The organism is Chryseobacterium sp. SIMBA_038 (assembly GCF_046535115.1).
In the GTDB taxonomy this organism is placed as follows: Bacteria; Bacteroidota; Bacteroidia; order Flavobacteriales; family Weeksellaceae; genus Chryseobacterium.
This window is the reverse complement of the sequence record NZ_JAWRXH010000001.1, coordinates 1,279,708-1,298,222: the sequence shown is the minus strand read 5'-3', so window position 1 is coordinate 1,298,222 and position 18,515 is coordinate 1,279,708. Positions and strand designations below refer to the sequence as shown.

General features: G+C 34.5%; 18 protein-coding genes and 1 pseudogene. 14 read left to right on the top strand and 5 right to left on the bottom strand.

Annotated features, from left to right (window positions below; genetic code table 11):
- The first annotated feature begins 449 nt into the window (after positions 1 to 449).
- Positions 450 to 719 (top strand): DDE-type integrase/transposase/recombinase, encoded by a 270-nt coding sequence (locus tag SB689_RS05935; protein ID WP_410691232.1) that lies wholly within the window; start codon positions 450 to 452, stop codon positions 717 to 719.
- Between the two features lie 274 nt (positions 720 to 993).
- Here SB689_RS05935 and SB689_RS05930 read toward each other — a convergent pair whose 3' ends face one another.
- The 4 genes from SB689_RS05930 to SB689_RS05915 form a co-directional block, all read right to left on the bottom strand.
- Positions 994 to 2,289, bottom strand: a complete 1,296-nt coding sequence (locus SB689_RS05930; protein WP_410691231.1) for a hypothetical protein — start codon at positions 2,287 to 2,289, stop codon at positions 994 to 996.
- A 248-nt stretch (positions 2,290 to 2,537) separates the two neighbouring features.
- The gene (locus tag SB689_RS05925; protein ID WP_410691230.1) at positions 2,538 to 2,870 is read right to left on the bottom strand and encodes a helix-turn-helix domain-containing protein; all 333 of its coding nucleotides are present in this window, start codon (positions 2,868 to 2,870) and stop codon (positions 2,538 to 2,540) included.
- 29 nt (positions 2,871 to 2,899) lie between these two features.
- Positions 2,900 to 3,361, bottom strand: a complete 462-nt coding sequence (locus tag SB689_RS05920) for a transposase (protein ID WP_410691229.1) — start codon at positions 3,359 to 3,361, stop codon at positions 2,900 to 2,902.
- A gap of 161 nt (positions 3,362 to 3,522) precedes the next feature.
- Positions 3,523 to 3,816, bottom strand: a complete 294-nt coding sequence (locus tag SB689_RS05915; RefSeq protein WP_410691228.1) for a hypothetical protein — start codon at positions 3,814 to 3,816, stop codon at positions 3,523 to 3,525.
- 465 nt (positions 3,817 to 4,281) lie between these two features.
- Between SB689_RS05915 and SB689_RS05910 the strand changes: the two genes are divergently transcribed.
- The 13 genes and pseudogenes from SB689_RS05910 to SB689_RS05850 all read left to right on the top strand — a co-directional run bounded on the left by SB689_RS05910 (position 4,282) and on the right by SB689_RS05850 (position 16,920).
- On the top strand, positions 4,282 to 5,883 hold the full coding sequence (locus SB689_RS05910) for a helix-turn-helix domain-containing protein (RefSeq protein WP_410691227.1): 1,602 nt from the start codon (positions 4,282 to 4,284) through the stop codon (positions 5,881 to 5,883).
- Positions 5,884 to 6,843: 960 nt separating this feature from the next.
- The gene (locus tag SB689_RS05905) at positions 6,844 to 8,250 is read left to right on the top strand and encodes a hypothetical protein (protein WP_410691226.1); all 1,407 of its coding nucleotides are present in this window, start codon (positions 6,844 to 6,846) and stop codon (positions 8,248 to 8,250) included.
- Between the two features lie 138 nt (positions 8,251 to 8,388).
- Positions 8,389 to 8,824, top strand: a pseudogene (locus tag SB689_RS05900) (IS3 family transposase).
- Between the two features lie 121 nt (positions 8,825 to 8,945).
- Positions 8,946 to 10,760: a hypothetical protein gene (locus SB689_RS05895; protein ID WP_410691225.1), complete on the top strand. Its 1,815-nt coding sequence runs from the start codon at positions 8,946 to 8,948 to the stop codon at positions 10,758 to 10,760.
- A 98-nt stretch (positions 10,761 to 10,858) separates the two neighbouring features.
- Entirely contained in the window at positions 10,859 to 11,443 is a 585-nt protein-coding gene (locus SB689_RS05890; protein ID WP_410691224.1) for a hypothetical protein, read from the top strand.
- A 247-nt stretch (positions 11,444 to 11,690) separates the two neighbouring features.
- Positions 11,691 to 12,698: a terpene synthase family protein gene (locus tag SB689_RS05885; RefSeq protein WP_410691223.1), complete on the top strand. Its 1,008-nt coding sequence runs from the start codon at positions 11,691 to 11,693 to the stop codon at positions 12,696 to 12,698.
- 112 nt (positions 12,699 to 12,810) lie between these two features.
- On the top strand, positions 12,811 to 13,152 hold the full coding sequence (locus SB689_RS05880) for a site-specific integrase (RefSeq protein ID WP_410691222.1): 342 nt from the start codon (positions 12,811 to 12,813) through the stop codon (positions 13,150 to 13,152).
- Positions 13,153 to 13,246: 94 nt separating this feature from the next.
- Complete coding sequence (locus SB689_RS05875) at positions 13,247 to 13,555, top strand: tyrosine-type recombinase/integrase (RefSeq protein WP_410691295.1); 309 nt, start codon at positions 13,247 to 13,249, stop codon at positions 13,553 to 13,555.
- Positions 13,556 to 13,809: 254 nt separating this feature from the next.
- Positions 13,810 to 14,127: a hypothetical protein gene (locus tag SB689_RS05870; protein WP_410691221.1), complete on the top strand. Its 318-nt coding sequence runs from the start codon at positions 13,810 to 13,812 to the stop codon at positions 14,125 to 14,127.
- Between the two features lie 206 nt (positions 14,128 to 14,333).
- Entirely contained in the window at positions 14,334 to 14,555 is a 222-nt protein-coding gene (locus SB689_RS05865; protein ID WP_410691220.1) for a hypothetical protein, read from the top strand.
- Between the two features lie 187 nt (positions 14,556 to 14,742).
- Positions 14,743 to 15,567, top strand: coding sequence for a KGG domain-containing protein (locus tag SB689_RS05860; RefSeq protein WP_410691219.1), 825 nt, complete (start codon positions 14,743 to 14,745; stop codon positions 15,565 to 15,567).
- A gap of 63 nt (positions 15,568 to 15,630) precedes the next feature.
- On the top strand, positions 15,631 to 16,218 hold the full coding sequence (locus tag SB689_RS05855; protein WP_410691218.1) for a ferritin-like domain-containing protein: 588 nt from the start codon (positions 15,631 to 15,633) through the stop codon (positions 16,216 to 16,218).
- Between the two features lie 162 nt (positions 16,219 to 16,380).
- Positions 16,381 to 16,920, top strand: a complete 540-nt coding sequence (locus SB689_RS05850) for a CinA family protein (RefSeq protein ID WP_410691217.1) — start codon at positions 16,381 to 16,383, stop codon at positions 16,918 to 16,920.
- 113 nt (positions 16,921 to 17,033) lie between these two features.
- Here SB689_RS05850 and ccoG read toward each other — a convergent pair whose 3' ends face one another.
- Complete coding sequence (gene ccoG / locus SB689_RS05845) at positions 17,034 to 18,488, bottom strand: cytochrome c oxidase accessory protein CcoG (protein ID WP_410691216.1); 1,455 nt, start codon at positions 18,486 to 18,488, stop codon at positions 17,034 to 17,036.
- Positions 18,489 to 18,515: the final 27 nt, after the last annotated feature.

Sequence of the window (18,515 nt, the reverse complement as noted above, 5' to 3'; positions counted from 1 at the left end):
ATTATCATACGGTAAAGAGAATAAAACTACTGTTGAAAATTTGTACTATCAAAATATCTTAAAAAAAATGAAACTCTTTTTCCTTAGTCTAAAAAGTAAGAATATCATTCACCCCTTTCATTTATCAATTTCATTATTTGTATTTTCAAACGTGTTTTTATAACGAAAAAGGTGTAATCCTTTTTCGTTTTTTTTAATTTTTATATTTTTAATTCCCAGTTTTACTAGCTTACTTAATATATGACTAATTTCGCTTTCTGGTATTTTTAAAACCACTTTTATCATAATCTGTGAATCTGTTTATCGATTGATAATTAATGGATTAAAATTTTAGATATATAATTTATACTTTACGGCTTGACACCGCTTTTACAAATGACAACCACCATCCAACAACAGTAAAACCTAAAAATGTATTTATTAAAAGAACAGTTATAAACTTAAACTTTATGATCGGAATTCTTACGGTCATTGATCTGTTTGACAGAAAAGTTATAGGCTGGTCATTGAGTGAAACGATGAAAGCCCAAGATACAAGTATTGCAGCCTTGAAAATGGCGAGGCTTCACCGTCCTTTACAAGATCAGGACAATTTAATTTTCCATTCGGACAGGGGGATACAGTATGCGTGCACAGAATTTACGTCAATAGTCGGAAAAAACATTACCCGAAGTATGAGCGGAAAAGGAAATTACTATGACTGTGATTTTGCAAAGTAAATGTGATAAATTACAAAGTAAGTGCGAAAGCTATACTTAATTTATAATCCAAAAGATATGATTAGAAAATCTGAGAGAAAGTCATGAACCTGATCTTTTTTAGACTGTTTTTAGATATTATTTTTACAAATACAATTATAAAAAACCACTACATTTTTGTAGTGGTTTTATATCAATGATAGATCTGTGCTATTCAAGACTATATCTTTTTCAAATAGCAGTGATTTAAAATGTAATTAATTTTATATAATCCGTAAACAAATGAGATATGCTGTTAATTCATTGGCACTGCAAAAAGATAGTTTTCTCCATTGGTGCCTATCGTAGCTGCCGGTGGCGTACCTACGGAGGAGTTTTGATCAAACCATGTATGGAGTGTCATACTGGCATTAACCTGTACGGGCATGACGCCTGATAAAAAAGAGAAACCTCCAGTACTTGATATGCTCGGTGATAGCCAACCGGAAACTAAGCTGCTTCCTAAAAAGCTGAAATTTGTTGTGGAAGTAGCGGAAGAGCTGCTGCTGCTTAAGGTAATTCTCATCCACTTATTATTGGTGCTTGTCGCAGCAACAGAAGTGTTAACAAGCTGACCGACATAAACAAGCCATCTTCCGGGAGGAAGTGTTAGGGAAGAACCGATGGACATTGTGGTAGTAACCGTTTTATTTACAGTATTTAAGGTGCCTAATATAGTAGGGGTAACACCTGAACTGTTTACCCAGGTAGCTTTTCCGTCGGCATCACTGATTAGTACTTTATTAATTCCTTCACTGCCATCCTGCATCTGGAAAGCCGTGTATTGACCGGAACCCATAACGTGCAATTTTGCATCAGGATTATTTGTTCCAATACCCACATTTCCTTCTCCTGTAATGGTCATTCTTGTTTCTCCCAACGCTCCATTTCCTGAACTGGTAATAAAGTTGATGGGAGCTGAATGTAAAGTAGCATGTGTACCAAATGCAATACTATTTACTTCATCTGTGGCTAGCATCTGAAGATAATTGTCTGCAAACATCTGCATATCAAAGTAAGGCTTGGATCCATTTCCATTAAGGTCCTCTGTAGTTAATCTTATAAATGCCGAATTATTACCCTTAGAGCCTACTATAAGCCAGCCGCTTTCATCAAAAGTCACCGTCTGCTCGGAGCCTATAAAATTCAGATCACTTCCATTTAAAGTTAACTCACGGTCATTGGTAAGTGAGCCATTCGAATTATAAATATTTTTAATGATTTTCTGCCATGTGGTCCCGTCAAAATAATAATAGCCGATGGTATCAATATTAGCTCTTTGTCCAGAGGTGTCACCACCTGAGATATCGGTAATATAAATTAAGGCTCCCTTTTGATTGGTGCCGTAAGTTGCTATATTGGCTGTTAATTCTGTACGGGTGAGGCGGGGCGCTTGTAATCCTATTAATTGAGCATTGTCAGTCAGAAGACCTGCTGCATTTCTTTTGGCACTTACATCCATCGTGCTTTTAGGATTTTCGGTATTAAGACCCACCTGGGCATAGGCTGTTATGCCCGTTAGAATGACAATCGAAAATAATGTCTTTTTCATAAGTATTTGAGTAATTTTAAAATCTTTGTGTTATTTTTATATAGTATATGCCTGAATATACAGGACCTATAGTTAATGAAGATTAAAAATATACTGAGGCTCAATTGAGATAACGGCTAACTTGTTTTCTTAATGAACAGTATATCCAGGGCATATTCCTATTTATGTAGTATTGTTTCTGAGACTTATCGTTTTTCTTTTTAATAAATTCTGATTTGTGATAATTCAATAGGGATTATCTGTTATGATTACCTTAGATAAATCCTTTTCCATTTGGTTATCGTGTTCCTGCTTACTTTAAAATGAAGAGCTAATTGTGAATTGGTGTATTTCCATTTTTTTTGATAGTCCAAAATTTCAAATATTGCCTGCCTGTCATATGCACGATGGTTTTGATCAAAATCAGACGTTTCTTTATCTTTGATCTCATTATTAAAAAGAATTTTATTAAGAGTGATCACATCAAGTACTGATAATTTTTTCTTGGATAGAATGGAAGCAGATACTTCTTTTTTATTAGCATACTTTGCATTGACAAGGTCTGTATAAATCCTTTTATAATCCGGTTCAGATTTTTCCATAGTTTTTATGAATATTTGATTGTGTTGCTTTAACTTTCTGTATTCTCTTTGTTATTGATCATTTCTCCATATTTACTCATCCATTTGTAAAGGGTAGTTTTTGGAATCTTATATTCGTCAATGATTTGTAGTCTTGTCATTTCTCCCTTGCTGATCCTGCCCAGCATAAATTCAATGATTTCTTTCGTGTAAATATTTTTACGGAATTGTGGTAATGAAGATTTATTCTTTTTACGATCAATTTTGTTATGGTTGCGGGATGATACCGGAGCATACAATATCAGATGCTGTGAATAAAGCCTGAAAAAATCATATTCCAGGAGCTTAGACCACCGAAGCAAAGTTTTTGTATCCAGATCATTAGATTTATACATCTGTAAAATATCTTCCTCAGTGGAATTAAAAAAATTGCAGATACGACCCATTTCTATCCCGCGCTCTGCAACACCCGTTTCTATCATTAACCCAATGTTGATTTCCTTTAATTCCATTTCTAAATTATCTTTTGTGAAATTTTCCTTTCAAAGTGCTTCCTGTATTGTGAAAAAAAACATAAATAAAAGCTTTAAATATTATTCTTATCCCAATACATCAGTAAACAGGATGACGAAATTCCGGTTGTGGCCTGAAGCAAATAATAGCCGAAAATATATTATGCGTTAAAACCGCTTACCACTTTGTATTTTTCTGAATTTCCGCCGTAGTACAGCAGGCACCTAAGTTCCCACCATAAAAAATATTCCGTTATAATGATGCCCACTACATAATGATCTTCAAAAATAAAAGCAATCTTATCATGGAAAAATCCAAGGTGATACCTTTTATAAAACCAGATTTCATTTTCGGATTTTTTATCGAACATTCCCCAATCCTCAAAAATATGCCTTGAAGATTTACCAAGATATTTATTTATGAGATTTTCTATTTTTTCTGTACTTCCATTCATTCATTATATAGTTTTATAGTATGTCAGCTTTACATTTTCTCACCTTTCTTTAATAAGATTCCCAAATGCGAGCCTTCTCTAATTTATAGCCATAATAGTTTTTAAATAAATGAATTGACTGCCGGTGATTCCTTTTGATAAATAAATATTTTGTTTAAAAATGAGGGCCAATGCAAAATAAACTATTGATTTTTAGGCGAAAATATCCTGCTTTTTTCATATTGACAATAAAATATTAACATAAATACGGGATTTAATGGTTCTTTTTTTTCTAAATTTAAAGAATGCGTGAAAAAATATTTTACAAGCGAACTATATTGATTAAGAGATACTTAATTAAATAAATGCTAATTATAAAGACATTGATATTCGGAATATTGTATGTATAGTCATGCATACGGGAATTAAGATGCTTTATGTTTGCAAAAATTAAATAACAATTACTAATCATTAAAATAATATACCATGAAAAAGCTTTATTGCCTTTTTTTTATTCTTATTTATTTTCAATTTTTTTGTGCACAAAATATTCTTTTAACAAAGTCATATCTTGATGAGCAATACAATAAAATTGATAATTTCAGTAGTAGCAAGGATATAAAAAAAATAGAAGCACTTATTGAATCTTCAAAAAGGATAGACTATAAAAAAGGAGTTATTACAGGGCATTTTAAAATATTATATATCTATTATAAACTTTCAGATTACCAAAAAACGTTGAAATTAATAAAAGATATAGAAGCTTTAGGAATAAGTGATAATGAACAAATCTTTACATTGTATATTTATAAATCATTTGTAAATCAGGCATTAGGCATACGAAAAGAGGAATTTGAAAATATAAAAGACGCTTTAAAATATGCAAAATTAATTGTCAATCCTGATAAAAGGCACCTAAATATGTCAATTGCATATAACAGAACTGCATTATATTATGATTATAAATCACCAGATTCTTTAATTTCCAATCTTAAAAAGGAATTAAAAGAACTTGAACAAATAAGTGAGAGTGATTTAAAGATAAAAAATGAAAAGTACAGTAAAATTGCGCTTAACAATATCAATATAGGCAATTTTTATTTAGGTGTTCATAAGCCACAGAGATTGGACCTTGCAGAGCCATACTACCTTAAAATATATGAATACAGAAAAACACAACCAGAAGTTTTTGAGATGATGGATATGGAGATTTTGAACGGAGTAGGAAGGTTTTATCTTGAAAAAGGAGTATATAAAAAAACTATCACGCTTGCAAGTGAAGTCTTGCAGCGGGAAAAGCTTAAAAAAAATCCTGCTCATAGGTTATTTGCTTACCAACTTCTTGCAGATTCAAATGAAGAATTGAAAAATTCAAAAGAACAGGCAAAATATACTTTGTTATATGCAAAGTTAAATGACAGTCTCAACGAAGCAGCTAAAAGGCAAGTCAGTCATCAGTTCGACACGCTTATAGCAAAAACAAAAGAAAAAAAAGATAAAGAGTACAGTTCAAGGTTAAAATTTATACTCTTAGGGATAGGCTGTTTCATATTATTTTCGAGCCTTATAATTTGGCTTTACTGGAAGCGAAATAATCGAATAATTCATGCCGAATATGAGGGACTGATTAGGAAACTAAGCGCAGAAAGTAAACAAAAAAGTAGTAATGGAGAGTCTATATTAACAAAATCTGTAAGCAATATTACCGATGAAACTACTATACAGCTTCTTGCAAAACTTGCAAAATTTGAAACAAACCACAAGTTTCTGAAAAAAGACATTACTCTGATTTGGCTCTGCAATTACCTTAATACCAACACCAAATACCTCTCTGAACTTATTAAAGTCAATAAGAATCAAAATTTCAATACCTACATCCACTCATTAAGAATAAACTATATTATCCGCAAACTATATGAAAACCCCATTTATCGCGAATACAAAATAAGCTATCTCGCTGAAGAATGCGGATATTCATCTGCACAGGTATTTGCTCTTGCTTTTAAAAAAGAAACAGGTTTTACGCCCTCTTACTTTATTGAAAATTTAAAGAAGGAATCTCTTGAAAAGGACTCTGAAAGAATTTAAAAATAAGTCATCAAGTTCAAAAAAAGAGGAATTTCATCAATAGTGTTATTCTTTAATTAACAGACACAATATTTCTCATAAACTAGCACTATCAACTGCTTAAAAGTAAATATTATAGTGAATAAATTCGGTATTTCTTCAATTATATGTCGATTGATACCCATTAAAATGTTGTAGAATTGCCACAACATTAACAATTTCAGTTCTAACAAATTAATACAGCAAAAAATGAAAAAAACTCTAGTAACCGGAATATTTCTCATGTAGCAATTGTTCTCTCGCAGGTAGGCATTAATACAGCTATTCTAATAACTCCTTTACAAGATCGTCTTCGTATTTAATTTCAATTAATATAGCTTTTGAGCTTTCAGAGGAAAATCGATAATGCCAATAAAATAGAAAATCAGGTGTGTAGGATATAGATTTTTTTCTCCGTATAATAATTAGCTTTTAAAATTTAAAAAAAACATTATTTCACTCATAATAGAGTTAATTTTAATATATTTGAAATAACCAAAAAATAACTAATACTATGAAAGAACAAATAAAAAAACAAAAAATTGTTTCTCTATAGTTTGCGTACATCGATGTCCTTTATTAAGACGTAATTCTTACACTCTTTAACTTAAAGAGAATGAAAAAGATCAGAAAAAATTACAGTTTAGAATGTAGTTACAATTAGAATCTCTAAGTTAACTGAATACATAGTATTATTGTGTATTCCAGTTTATTTGCAATTGTTTCTTTTTAGAGATACAGGTCAATTTGAGTATAGCATATATTAATTACCAATAGAATTATTATTGAATAAATATTATTGATGCAAATAGTTAGAATTGAATTGCAATCCTTGGAAAGAGGGATTTTAACAAACATAAATGCTTATTTCAAAAACGAGAAAAGTCTCATATAGTAAATATTGATTACACATAATATACTAATAAACAAATTCTAACACTCATGAAAAATTTAACATTATTACCAGGACTACTTTTATTGATTACTGCAACATTTTCAGCTCAAGTCGGAGTAAATACAGCAGATCCCAAAACTACAATGGATGTAAGTGCCAAAAGAGATTTGGGAGGAAATATAACCGACAATACTCAAATAATTGGACTTCAGGCACCACGTCTTACCCGTGCAGAACTTACTGCTAATACAGGCACCTATGGTACCAATCAACAGGGAGCGTTGATTTATATTACCGACATCACGGGAGGTACTGCTACAGGGCAGAGAATTAATATTGATTCTGTTGGATATTATTCTTTTGATGGAAGCCTTTGGCAGAAGATTAAAGTGAGTGATATTAATATCTATAACAATAATGGTATACTGACAAGCAATAGAACTTTAACCAATAATGGATTTACACTTAATTTTATTGGAACCGACCAGTCTACAAGTTGGTCAGCTGCTGGAGGAGTTACGCAAAGAGGGTTTGGTACTATCAATAAGAGAGCAAGTGTTATTTTATCATCGGATGATAATAATAGTAATGGAGTGACCTCCAGAATGCAATTGTTTCAGGATCCAGAAAGTGTTGGTCAAATAACGGCAACAAATGATTCACGTGGATTGAATATAGGTTCTACTGGAACTACTACTACTGCACCTATTACTTTTATTACAAGTGTAGGAAGTAATGCGAATGGTACGGAAAAGATGAGAATTAATGGAGATGGGAATGTTGCTATTAATATTTCTTCTCCTACTGAAAGATTTGATGTTAACGGAAATACTCGCTTAAGAAATCTTCCATTGAACGGAACAGCTAATGCAATTTATACGCAAAGTGGAGGTACGGCCTCTACCACTCAAGATCAAACCTTTACAGCGACTAGAACTGTTGTTGCGGATAATAATGGAGTTTTAGGATATGTAAATTCTTTACCCTCAGATGCAGGAACATCTAGAGCGCTTCTAATTACAAATGCACCAGGGACACAAAATGTAGGAAGTCAGTTTACTCCTAATGCGGCCATCGGTCAATTTACTAATGAGAGTCTTGATATATATAATGCATGGAATAATAATGTTTTTACAGTTCCTGCAAATATGGGAGGTGTTTACATAATAGTTATGCAAAATTCTAATACCCATGTTAGCACCGGAACGGCAACACCTACCTGGCATACCGCAGCTTATTACGAAAAAAGTACTGATGGTGGAACAAGCTGGAATACAATGATTAAACATACCTATGCTGACCTGGCTGGTACAATTGTAGATAATGGCAATACATTATACTGGACAGGCTTCCTGAATGTGGGAGATCAAGTAAGAGTTCGTTTCAGTTGTAATGCTACAACAAACAATATAGTGAATTATGGAGGACTTTCTATAACAAAACTGGCCCAATAATATAATACATTTTTTAGTTGATATACAATCTTACACAAGATTAAAGTCTATGTATATAATAACTGGATAATTCACAAAAGTATATAAAGACATTTCCAGTCTGGAGTTGCTAACTTTGTTAGGAACTCCACTACGGTCATTGATCTGTTTGACAGAAAAGTTATAGGCTGGTCATTGAGTGAAACGATGAAAGCCCAAAATACAAGTATTGCAGCCTTGAAAATGGCGAGGCTTCACCGTCCTTTACAAGATCAGGACAATTTAATTTTCCATTCGGACAGGGGGATACAGTATGCGTGCACAGAATTTACGTCAATGGTCGGAAAAAACATTACCCGAAGTATGAGCGGAAAAGGAAATTGCTATGACAATGCTGTATCGGAGAGTTTCTTTAAAACTCTGAAAACCGAACTTGTCTATCAAAATAAATATGAAACTAGAGACCATGCCAAAAACTGTGTTTGAATATATAGAAACATTTTACAACACTCAGAGAAGGCATTCTGCCTTAGGAAATTTAACCATAAGAGAGTATCAAAATTTAATATCTAATCAATCTAAAAATGTAGCATAAAGAGTATATAAGTTTTGTCTCAAAAATAGTTGCAAGTTCAGACGATCCATTTTAACCAGTGTAATAAGTGAAAAATAAATAATACAATTATAAAAATTATAAAAAACATAATTAACAATAAATGAAAAAGATTACAACAACTTTTACTCTCATTATCAGTATGGCTGCATTCAGCCAGGTGGGTATCAAAACAGCCAATCCACACACAAGCTCAGACTTGGAGCTTGGTTCAACTAACAAAACGTTGTACCTGAACAGAGTAACCAACCCTGCAGCTGATATTGCCAGTCCACAGCCGGGGATGATTCTTTTTGATACAACGAATAAGTGTCTAAGAGCTTATCAGGGAACTCCTGCGGCATGGTCAGGATGTCTGGATGGCTCCAACGGCGTAGTTACAGGTATCATTACATCACTTTTGTGTAATTCTGCAAAAGCCACCCCTGCAGCTGCGACCAATGGAAGTGCTTATAATGGACCGATTGAAGTACCGTATACAGGTGGAAATGGCGGATATTTTGCAGCCCAAAGTATTGCTTCTACAGGTGTGACAGGGCTTACTGCAACATTACCTGCGGGGGTATTTGCCACTGGTAACGGTACTCTTACCTTTACGGTAACCGGTACACCTACTTCAACAGGCAATGCCTTATTCGCTATCACGATAGGCGGGCAGAGCTGTACTGTTTCTTTACCGGTAAACGCGAGCACTACGGGAGTTTTGCCGGGAACCGTGGCATTGGTACAAAACAGCCGTTACTGGATAGCATCTGTATATGACAATGATTATATGCCTTATACCGCTCCTACAGGCCCTGCAACAACAGCAAGACCTGTAAATGCTGACGGAACTACGGAACTTTTAGTAGATGCGCAGGGAAGCATCACCACTACAGGTATTACCGTGTATATCCCGACAACGGTAACAGGAGTCGGAGGTACTGTGGCAGCATATAGTAATACCATCACTATACCTGCGAATTTTACCGAAGACGGAATCTCCAGACAGTTGGAATTATCGTGGGCTTCCCAGTCCATTACTACCAGCAGCCCCGCTTTAGTAGCTACCATAAAAGCAATTGGCGGAACATTGAATGCTAGGAAACTGGACATCAATGCGGGTATCGGTAATAATTATCTGGGAGTATTGATGGGTACTTTTGTTTATCCTTACAATGCAGCAGGTACATTGACTAATTATGAAGTACGAGACATCCCAGGTATACCAGACAGAATGTTTGGACAGATAGACAATGCGGGCAAATATCAGCACAACTTCCTTTATTTACCCGTACAGGCAGAGGATGGTAAAATCTGGCTGAACAACAACCTCGGGGCAAACTACACCAATATAGATCACCCAAGCTTTAACCTTACCCAACAGGCAACAAGCACAACGGATGTAAATGCTATGGGTTCTCTTCTTCAATGGGGTAGAAAAGCAGATGGACATGAACTTATGGAAAGAAATATTAGCGGTTCAAGTTATGGGACTTTTAAATACGGAGTTGTATATGGACAAGTAGCAACTTGGAGTCCTACCTATCCTTATAGGATATTTTCAACACCAAATCATGTTCCCTCTGAATGGACATCGATCACTGTACCACCAGCAGGAAACAGATGGCTGCCTTCTTCTCCCAACAACCCGTGCCCTCAAGGTTTCAAAGTACCCGTAAAGGCAGAATGGGATGCAGAAATTACTGCAGCTGGCAGTGGTGGCATATATTCAGCAACTAAAAAACTAAAATTAACTTATGCCGGAGAAGGCTTTGATGATGCAGTAATATTTAACCCAACTGTCCCTGTCTATTCGGTTGCAGACGGTTATAATGGTACTCAGACATACACTTTAATGAATAATTCCGTTGTCGGACCTAATATAGGTAATGCTGAAGTAGATAAGGCTAAATCAGTACGTTGTATTCAAGAATAATATATAGTAAAGCCATCTGTCACTAAGGCAGATGGTTTATCAACCCGTTTTTTAAATAAATGAAACCGGTCTATTAAATATCAATTAAATATAAAAACATGAATAGATATATAACAGGATTATTTTTTATGATGAGCGTAATGATATTCTCGCAGGTGGGAATCAACACAAATAATCCAAATTTAAATTCTGATCTGGAGCTGGCCTCCATGAATAAAGCTCTCTATTTAAACAGAGTTGCAAACCCGGAAAATGATATTCTTAATCCTCAGTTAGGAATGATGCTCTATGATATCACAATGAATTGTGTCAGAGTGTATAAGGGAGACCCGGCTGCATGGTCAGGCTGTCTTAGGGGTACTGCTGTTCCAGGAACAGTTGCTTCATTAACATGTGGTTCGGTAGCCTTTTCACCTGCCGATGCTACTAAAGGAGCTCCTTATACGGGACAGTTGACAGTGCCTTATACAGGAGGTAATAGTGGTACTTATGGTGCACAGTCATTTATCGTGAACGGTCTTACTTTTACATTGCCGGCGGGCAACTTCAATAATGGTTCTGGTAATTTACTTTACAGTATAAGTGGTACTCCCGCTGTTGAAGGTACAACAACAGTATCAATTACTGTAAGTGATAAAAGCTGTACAAATGCTGGAAGTCTGATTATAGATGCAGGATCATAAATATAATTGCATTACGATCTTTAACTATTACAAGATTAGCTCAATAAATATAAAAAATTGATTTGATAGCAAATAGTAATGATTCTTTTGTCTTGATGAAATTAAGTTTTCAGAAAAGGATTATTAAAAATGATAAAAAATTTCGGCACATGGATGATCGGTCTGTAGGATTAATAGTTCACGATATTTTGATTTATAAAATATTATTTTATATCTTTAACACAGCCACATCATAAAAACAAATACCATGAATCAAACAATTTCAAATGAGGAATTTTACGCGGCTTTAGAACAACTTCCAAAACCGCATTATCCTTTCCCTGATTTTATTCATCCTGATTTTCATCAACAACGAGAGGAATATTATACTTGGATTGATACAGAATATATTATCCACAGTAAGGAAGCACGTGAAAAACACAAACAACATCAACTAACTGATATTGCATCTCGAGGTTGCCCTTTCCTAAAGACAATTGCTGAATTACGTCCCTTAGCCAATTACACAGCTAATGGAGCAATGATGGATGATTACTTTGACCGTTGTTCTCGTGAGGAAATGTATAAAATAACTAATCGTATAATGGCATTGGTAACTGGTGAAAATCCAGTAGAGCCTAGTGAAAATGGTATATTTCACTTATTTTGGGTCTTAAAACAAGATGCCGTTAAATGTGGAATTCCAGAACATATTTACAAGAGATTTACAAAATCAATGAAAGATGTATTTATGGGCTATGCAGAAGAAAAGGTATATTACCGAACCAACACAATACCTCCACTATCTATGTATCTGCTTATCCGAGAGGAAACAAGTGGTGTTAAGCCTTATTGCTATTATGTCGCTCTACAAAAAGAATATCGCAATATACCTAATGATGTTTTTGATCATCCTTTTATTAAACGCATATACGCACTTTCTTCTTTAATGATAGGTATACACAACGATATTATTTCGTTACCAAAAGAACTCAGCCGTGAAGGAGATACCATGAATCTTGTAAAAGTACTACAACAAGAAAAAAAAATATCATTAACACAGGCTTATATGGAAGCTCTTGAACTACATAATATTTATTTAGAAGAGTTTTTATTATTACAAAAAAACCTTCCCACTTTTGATAATCACCAAGAACTTATTTATGATTATGTTCAGGACTTGGGTATTATGATTGCAGGTGTTTACGCATGGCATACAAACGACACATTCCGCTATTTAAATAATGGTTATGTGGAAGGAGAATATCCCAGCTAAAGTTAGTTTTTTACTAAATAACTAATAATTTAAGAGCCTGATTATTAATTTGCATAAAATCAGGCTCTTTTTTTTTCACGTTTCTCGCTAAAAATTGTGAAAAAATATTATTTTGAAAAATAGCCCAAACGAATATTTTAGGTATATAAATAATAATGAACTTGCAACTATTTTTGAGACAATGACAGATTTTAAATATTTAGAAAAGTATTTTCATAAATATTTGATTGGCGAGTATGGGGCGTCAAAACATACAATTAGGGCATATAGAGATAGCTTTGCGTTATTGTTGTCTTTTATGTATAAGGTTAAATTTATAGATGCTGATAAAATTGAACTTAAGAATATTAGTAAAGATGTAATACTGGATTTTTTGTCATGGCTTGAGTATGAACATAATAATAATGTAGCAACAAGAAATCAGCGTTGTGCAGCTATTCGATCCTTTTTTTAATTCTTAATGTATGAAGAACCAACTAGGATAGGAGAATGGCAAAATATCCGATCAATTAAATTAAAGAAAACAATCATCTGCGGGAGTTACATATATATTAAAAAAGTATGCTAATGCAGCTAGATTTGTTGATCTTGAAATTATTCCCGAAGTAATTAGCCCACACACTTTAAGACATTCACGAGCGATGCATCTTGCTGAAGCGGGGCTAAGTTTATTTTGGATAAGAGATTTTCTTGGTCACTCGAGTATACAAACCACAGATAGATATACTCGAACCAATTCGAAACAGATAAGAAAAGCTTTAGAATCTGTTTATGAGGATGTATTACCTCAAATTAATAATGAACGTTCATGGGAGAAAAATTCTGCATTAAAAGAATTCCTTAAAGGTTTGAGGTAATTTTAATAGTGTAATCAAAAGTCTAAGTACAAAGCTAATAGCCTAACTAATTGATTTGTTAATATTTATTTTTTAGACTTTTGATTATATTTAAGTTTTGATAACAGACTTTATCAAAAGCTTTTGATAAATTTCACGATAAAAATGGGAATTTAAAAAAGAGATTACCTGAAAAAGGAGATTTCATTAGGATTGATATTCCAGGGCCGGGCAATTTTGAAGCAAGAGGGTTTGATTGGGTCGAGATAACAGATATGTATGAAAATTTATCTGCTAATGATGAAATTTTGGAGCAGCTGATTATTGAGTGTAAACCATCGGGGATACCGGGTAAAATAAATACGCACACCGCACACTTTTACACGGGAGATGCAAGCTCTACCTTTATTGTGTCACGAGGGAAAGACTTTATAAAAGCAGGTATTTACGGACGTAACGAGACACCGAATATGGATGCTCAGATCGCAGACAAAGCAAGGAATTTAGCTATTGCCCTTGGAGGAATGGTGGGAATTTCAAAAATTCAATGGAAAATTTTGACAGATGGGTTAGTTGAGTTTCGATCTTGGTGATATATAGATTTTGAAATCATATTAATTCTTCTAAAGAAAGTAATAATTACTATCTAAAAAAAATGTTAGAGGGATTCTATTCTTTCTTATCATATAAATAGCTGAAGAGTAAAATTTAATAAAATTTATGAATCGATTATGATCATTGTCATAGGATTTGCCTTACTGAGCTTGTAGCTTTGATACACCAAATTAAAATATGTTATATGAAAGCAATAATCTCTTTAGCTCTTCTTCTCGGGCTTTTGGCAATCAGTTGTAAAAAAGAAGTACAAACAGCACCACCAATTACTGCTGATACATCTGCTATAGATTCAATGAATATAAATTCCACTCGGCCAGATACAGCAGGTACTAAATCAAGAAATCCAAATGATAGTGTTGCCACTATTAAGATGAAGGATTCAGCTGGAGTGAGCTCTAAATAGGGACACGTATCATTTAACTTATTACAGAATAATAGAATAACTAAAAGTATTATTAATTATGTTTCACACTGTTTCTACGGTGTGCAGGTATTGTATTGTCTAAACATTAAAAATAAACCGACTGTAGTCTGATACTAGTCAAGGACTGCGGTACATCACTAAATATTAATTTCAAAAAGTAAAATTTATGAACACTAGAAATTCAAACAACAGAAGTTCAGGCAGAAATTCATCAGATGATGACCAATCAATGCTTGAGGAAGCGTACCAATTAGGTTATGAGCATGGTTATAACGACGGAAGTGAGGATGAGGAGTACGATGATGATTTCTCAGATTTTGAAGACTATTTCGATGAGGAAGGAGGGAATGATGACGAAGATTATGATGACGAAGATTATGATGACGATGAGGATTATGACGACGATGATGATTATGATGATGACGACGATGACGACGACGATAATAGGGGCAGAGGTTCAAGAGGCGGAAGCAGAGGTTCAAGAGGTGGTAGTCAAAACAGGGATAGTCAGGGAAGATTTAGTTCTGGTAGTAGAGGAAGTTCTGGCAGTAGCTCTCGTGGAGGATCTCGTTCAGGTTCTGGATCAAGGTCAGGAGGAAGCGGAAGATCTTCCGGATCTGGGTCAGGATCAAGATCAAATTCAGGATCAGGAAGATCAGGATCAAACAGTGGAGGAAGCTCAAGAAACTCCAATTCAAGATCGGGCGGAAACAGTGGTTCAGGAAGAGGGCGTAGTTCAAGCTCCGGTTCAGGAAATAGCCGTGGATCAAACTCCAGTTCAGGAAGCGGTCGTAGCTCTAATTCTAACTCCGGGTCAGGAGGTAGCAACAGAGGTTCTAATTCAGGAGGGGGAACATCAAAAAGAGGTTTTGCTTCAATGAGTAAATCTGAACGTACAAGAATAGCCAGAATGGGAGGTCAGGCTTCTCATGGTGGTGGAAGATCTTCAGGATCCGGCAGATCCGGATTCGGAGGCAGACGTAATTCATAATTCTTTTTAGGCTGTCTCTGTGAAATAGGGGCAGCCTTTTAACCTTTTAAATCCCATTATCTTATGGCAACTAAAACAACAGAAAACACGACAACCGGTGCTGCTGACAAAAAAATGACAGTAGAGAATGCTACAGTAAAACAAAGTGAGATGAAAAATGCTCCGCTGCATAAATTTTTTGTAGATGCACTAAAAGACATTTATTACGCTGAGCATAAATTAGTAGATGCGTTGCAGACTATGCATGACGCAGCAACAACCGAAGAGCTTAAAGATGCTTTTGAGGATCATCAGTTACAGACTAAAAAGCATATAAGCCGCTTGGAGAAAGTTTTTAAACTCATTAATGAGAGTCCAGAGCAGAAAAAATGTGAAGCAATGGATGGATTGATTAAGGAAGGCGAAGAAATCATTAAATCTACGGAAGAAGGCACGATGACAAGAGATGCAGCTCTGATAATCGCGGCGCAGAAGGTAGAACATTACGAGATCGCAAGCTATGGAGGCTTAACGCAACTTGCTATTACTATGGGACACGATAAGGCTGCTGAGCTGTTAGAAAAAACACTGCAGGAGGAAGAAGATACAGATTACAACCTTACGGAGATTGCAGAGACTAACATTAATTTTGATGCCCAGCAGGAAGATTAAACATATAAAATTTAAACAAGCCATACACTATCAGCTGTATGGCTTGTTTTCAATAATATAAAGTAGCTTTCATTTAAAGAATAAACACTAACCTAATTTCGTTAATACATTAATGAAATACAGATCAATTTTAAGTTCGTAAAATCTATATTATAAAGTATCATGGAATTTAACAAGATCCTTTTGGAACAAATCAATGAAGAATTTATGAGTTGTGATCAAACCATTTCCATTGCAGAAAGTGTTACCGCTGGTGCGATGCAGCTTGCGTTTTCGGAAATGACTAATTCAAAATTATTTTATAAAGGCGGTATCACGGTACATACTCCTGATAAAATAGTGAAGCTTTTGAAGGTCGAGGCTTCTGAGATCAAAAATTCTAATTGTGTATCCAGCCTTATTGCTGACAAGTTGGGACTGTATGCATCCACAATGTTTGAAAGTGATTGGTGTATTGCTACATCCGGATACTGTACACCGGAAAGACATTCGGTATTTGAAATTTATGTCTATTACTCGATTCTGTATAAAAAACAGATTGTTTTTTCAGATAAAATAGAGTTCAATAATTATAAAAATAAACTTAGCCCTCTTTCTGTAAAGTTATATTACACGGAAGAGATTTTACGAAAATTTCTAAGCCAGTTGAAACTGACTCTTATCCTAAACAGTAGAGAAACTAACGACAGATCAACATTATAAAAAGAAGAAATAAGTATAAAAATCCAAGCCTGACTTTTAACTTACACCCTTTGCAAGACAGCCTTCAATTTTAAAGAATATGGTCTTAGAAGTTCAATCCATATCAATTTATTTTAAAATTGTATTTTAAATGGACCTTCAAAATAGGTTTCATACGTATCCAGGAGATTTCCTTCCTGATCATAAACTCCAAGTTTTAGATTTTGTTTTGACAGTGTTATCTGTTTTTCGGGAAAGCTTATGTTAATGGTTCCTTTCACAATTTTGTCACGTTCGACTATTATTTTACTGGAAGCGCTGAAGGTAATTTCACCATTTGCTGGTTCTAATATTCGAATACTGACTACTTTTTTGTCATTTGTTTTATTTAGAAAAGTAAAGTTATAAGTATTGGTAATTTTTCCGTCCCGCACGAAAAAGGTACTGCCTGCGGGTTTAATAAATTTGGCTTCCATATCGGCACGGTTGTAAAGAAGATATCCCAATAAAAATTGTAAAGCAACTAAAAGAATAACAAAACCTTTCATTCGTGCATTAAATTTAACAGGCTTACCGGTCTCTATTTCCTTTTCTGAAGCATATCGTATTAGACCTCTTGGTAATCCTACCTTATCCATTACTTCGTCACATGCATCAATGCAAGCTGTACAGTTGACACATTCAAGCTGCTGACCATCTCTGATATCAATCCCTGTGGGGCAGACCACAACGCATTGATAACAATCAATACAGTCGCCTTTTCCCGCAGCTCTCCTGTCTTCACCCTTTCTCCATTTTGCTCTGTTCTCCCCTCTGTTGAAATCATAGAAAACATTAATCGTTTCTTTATCTATCAGTACTGCCTGTAATCTTCCATAAGGGCAAACCAATGTGCATACCTGTTCCCTAAACCATGCAAAAACAAAATAAAATGCAGCCGATAAGAGAATCATAACTATGAAATTGGTCGGATGTTCAAAAGGTCCCTCCTGAACGATCCTGAAAACCTCCTTATATCCCACAATATACATAAACATAAAATGGGTGAAAATCAAAGAAAGTAAAATGAAGATGAACCATTTCAAGCTTCTTTTCCCTATTTTTTCAGCATTCCACTCCTGACGGTCAAGCTTCATCTGTCTGTTTCTATCACCTTCTATAGCATATTCAATTTTTCTGAAAACGTTTTCCAGAAAGATCGTCTGAGGACAGATCCATCCACAGAATATTCTCCCAAATGCAATTGTAAATATAATAATGCATATTAATGATACGATAGCGCCCAAAGTGAGTATGAAAAAATCTTGAGGGTAAAAGGGCTGACCGGCAATAAAAATCTGACGGTTAAAAACATCAAATTGTAATGAGGGGTTACCATTTATCGTGATAAATGGGAATGTAAAATAAAATAGCAGTAAACAAAAGGCTACTAAATTCCTGTAATTGGTATATCTGCCTTTAGGCTTTTTGGGAAATACCCACTTTCTTTTACCGGATTGTTCCATTGTACCAATTGAATCCCTGTAAGTTTCCGGCTCTAATACCTGTCCCTCGCCGCCTTTAAAATTTGATTTATTATGATCTTTCATGTGCTATTTTTTATTTGATTACGGCTG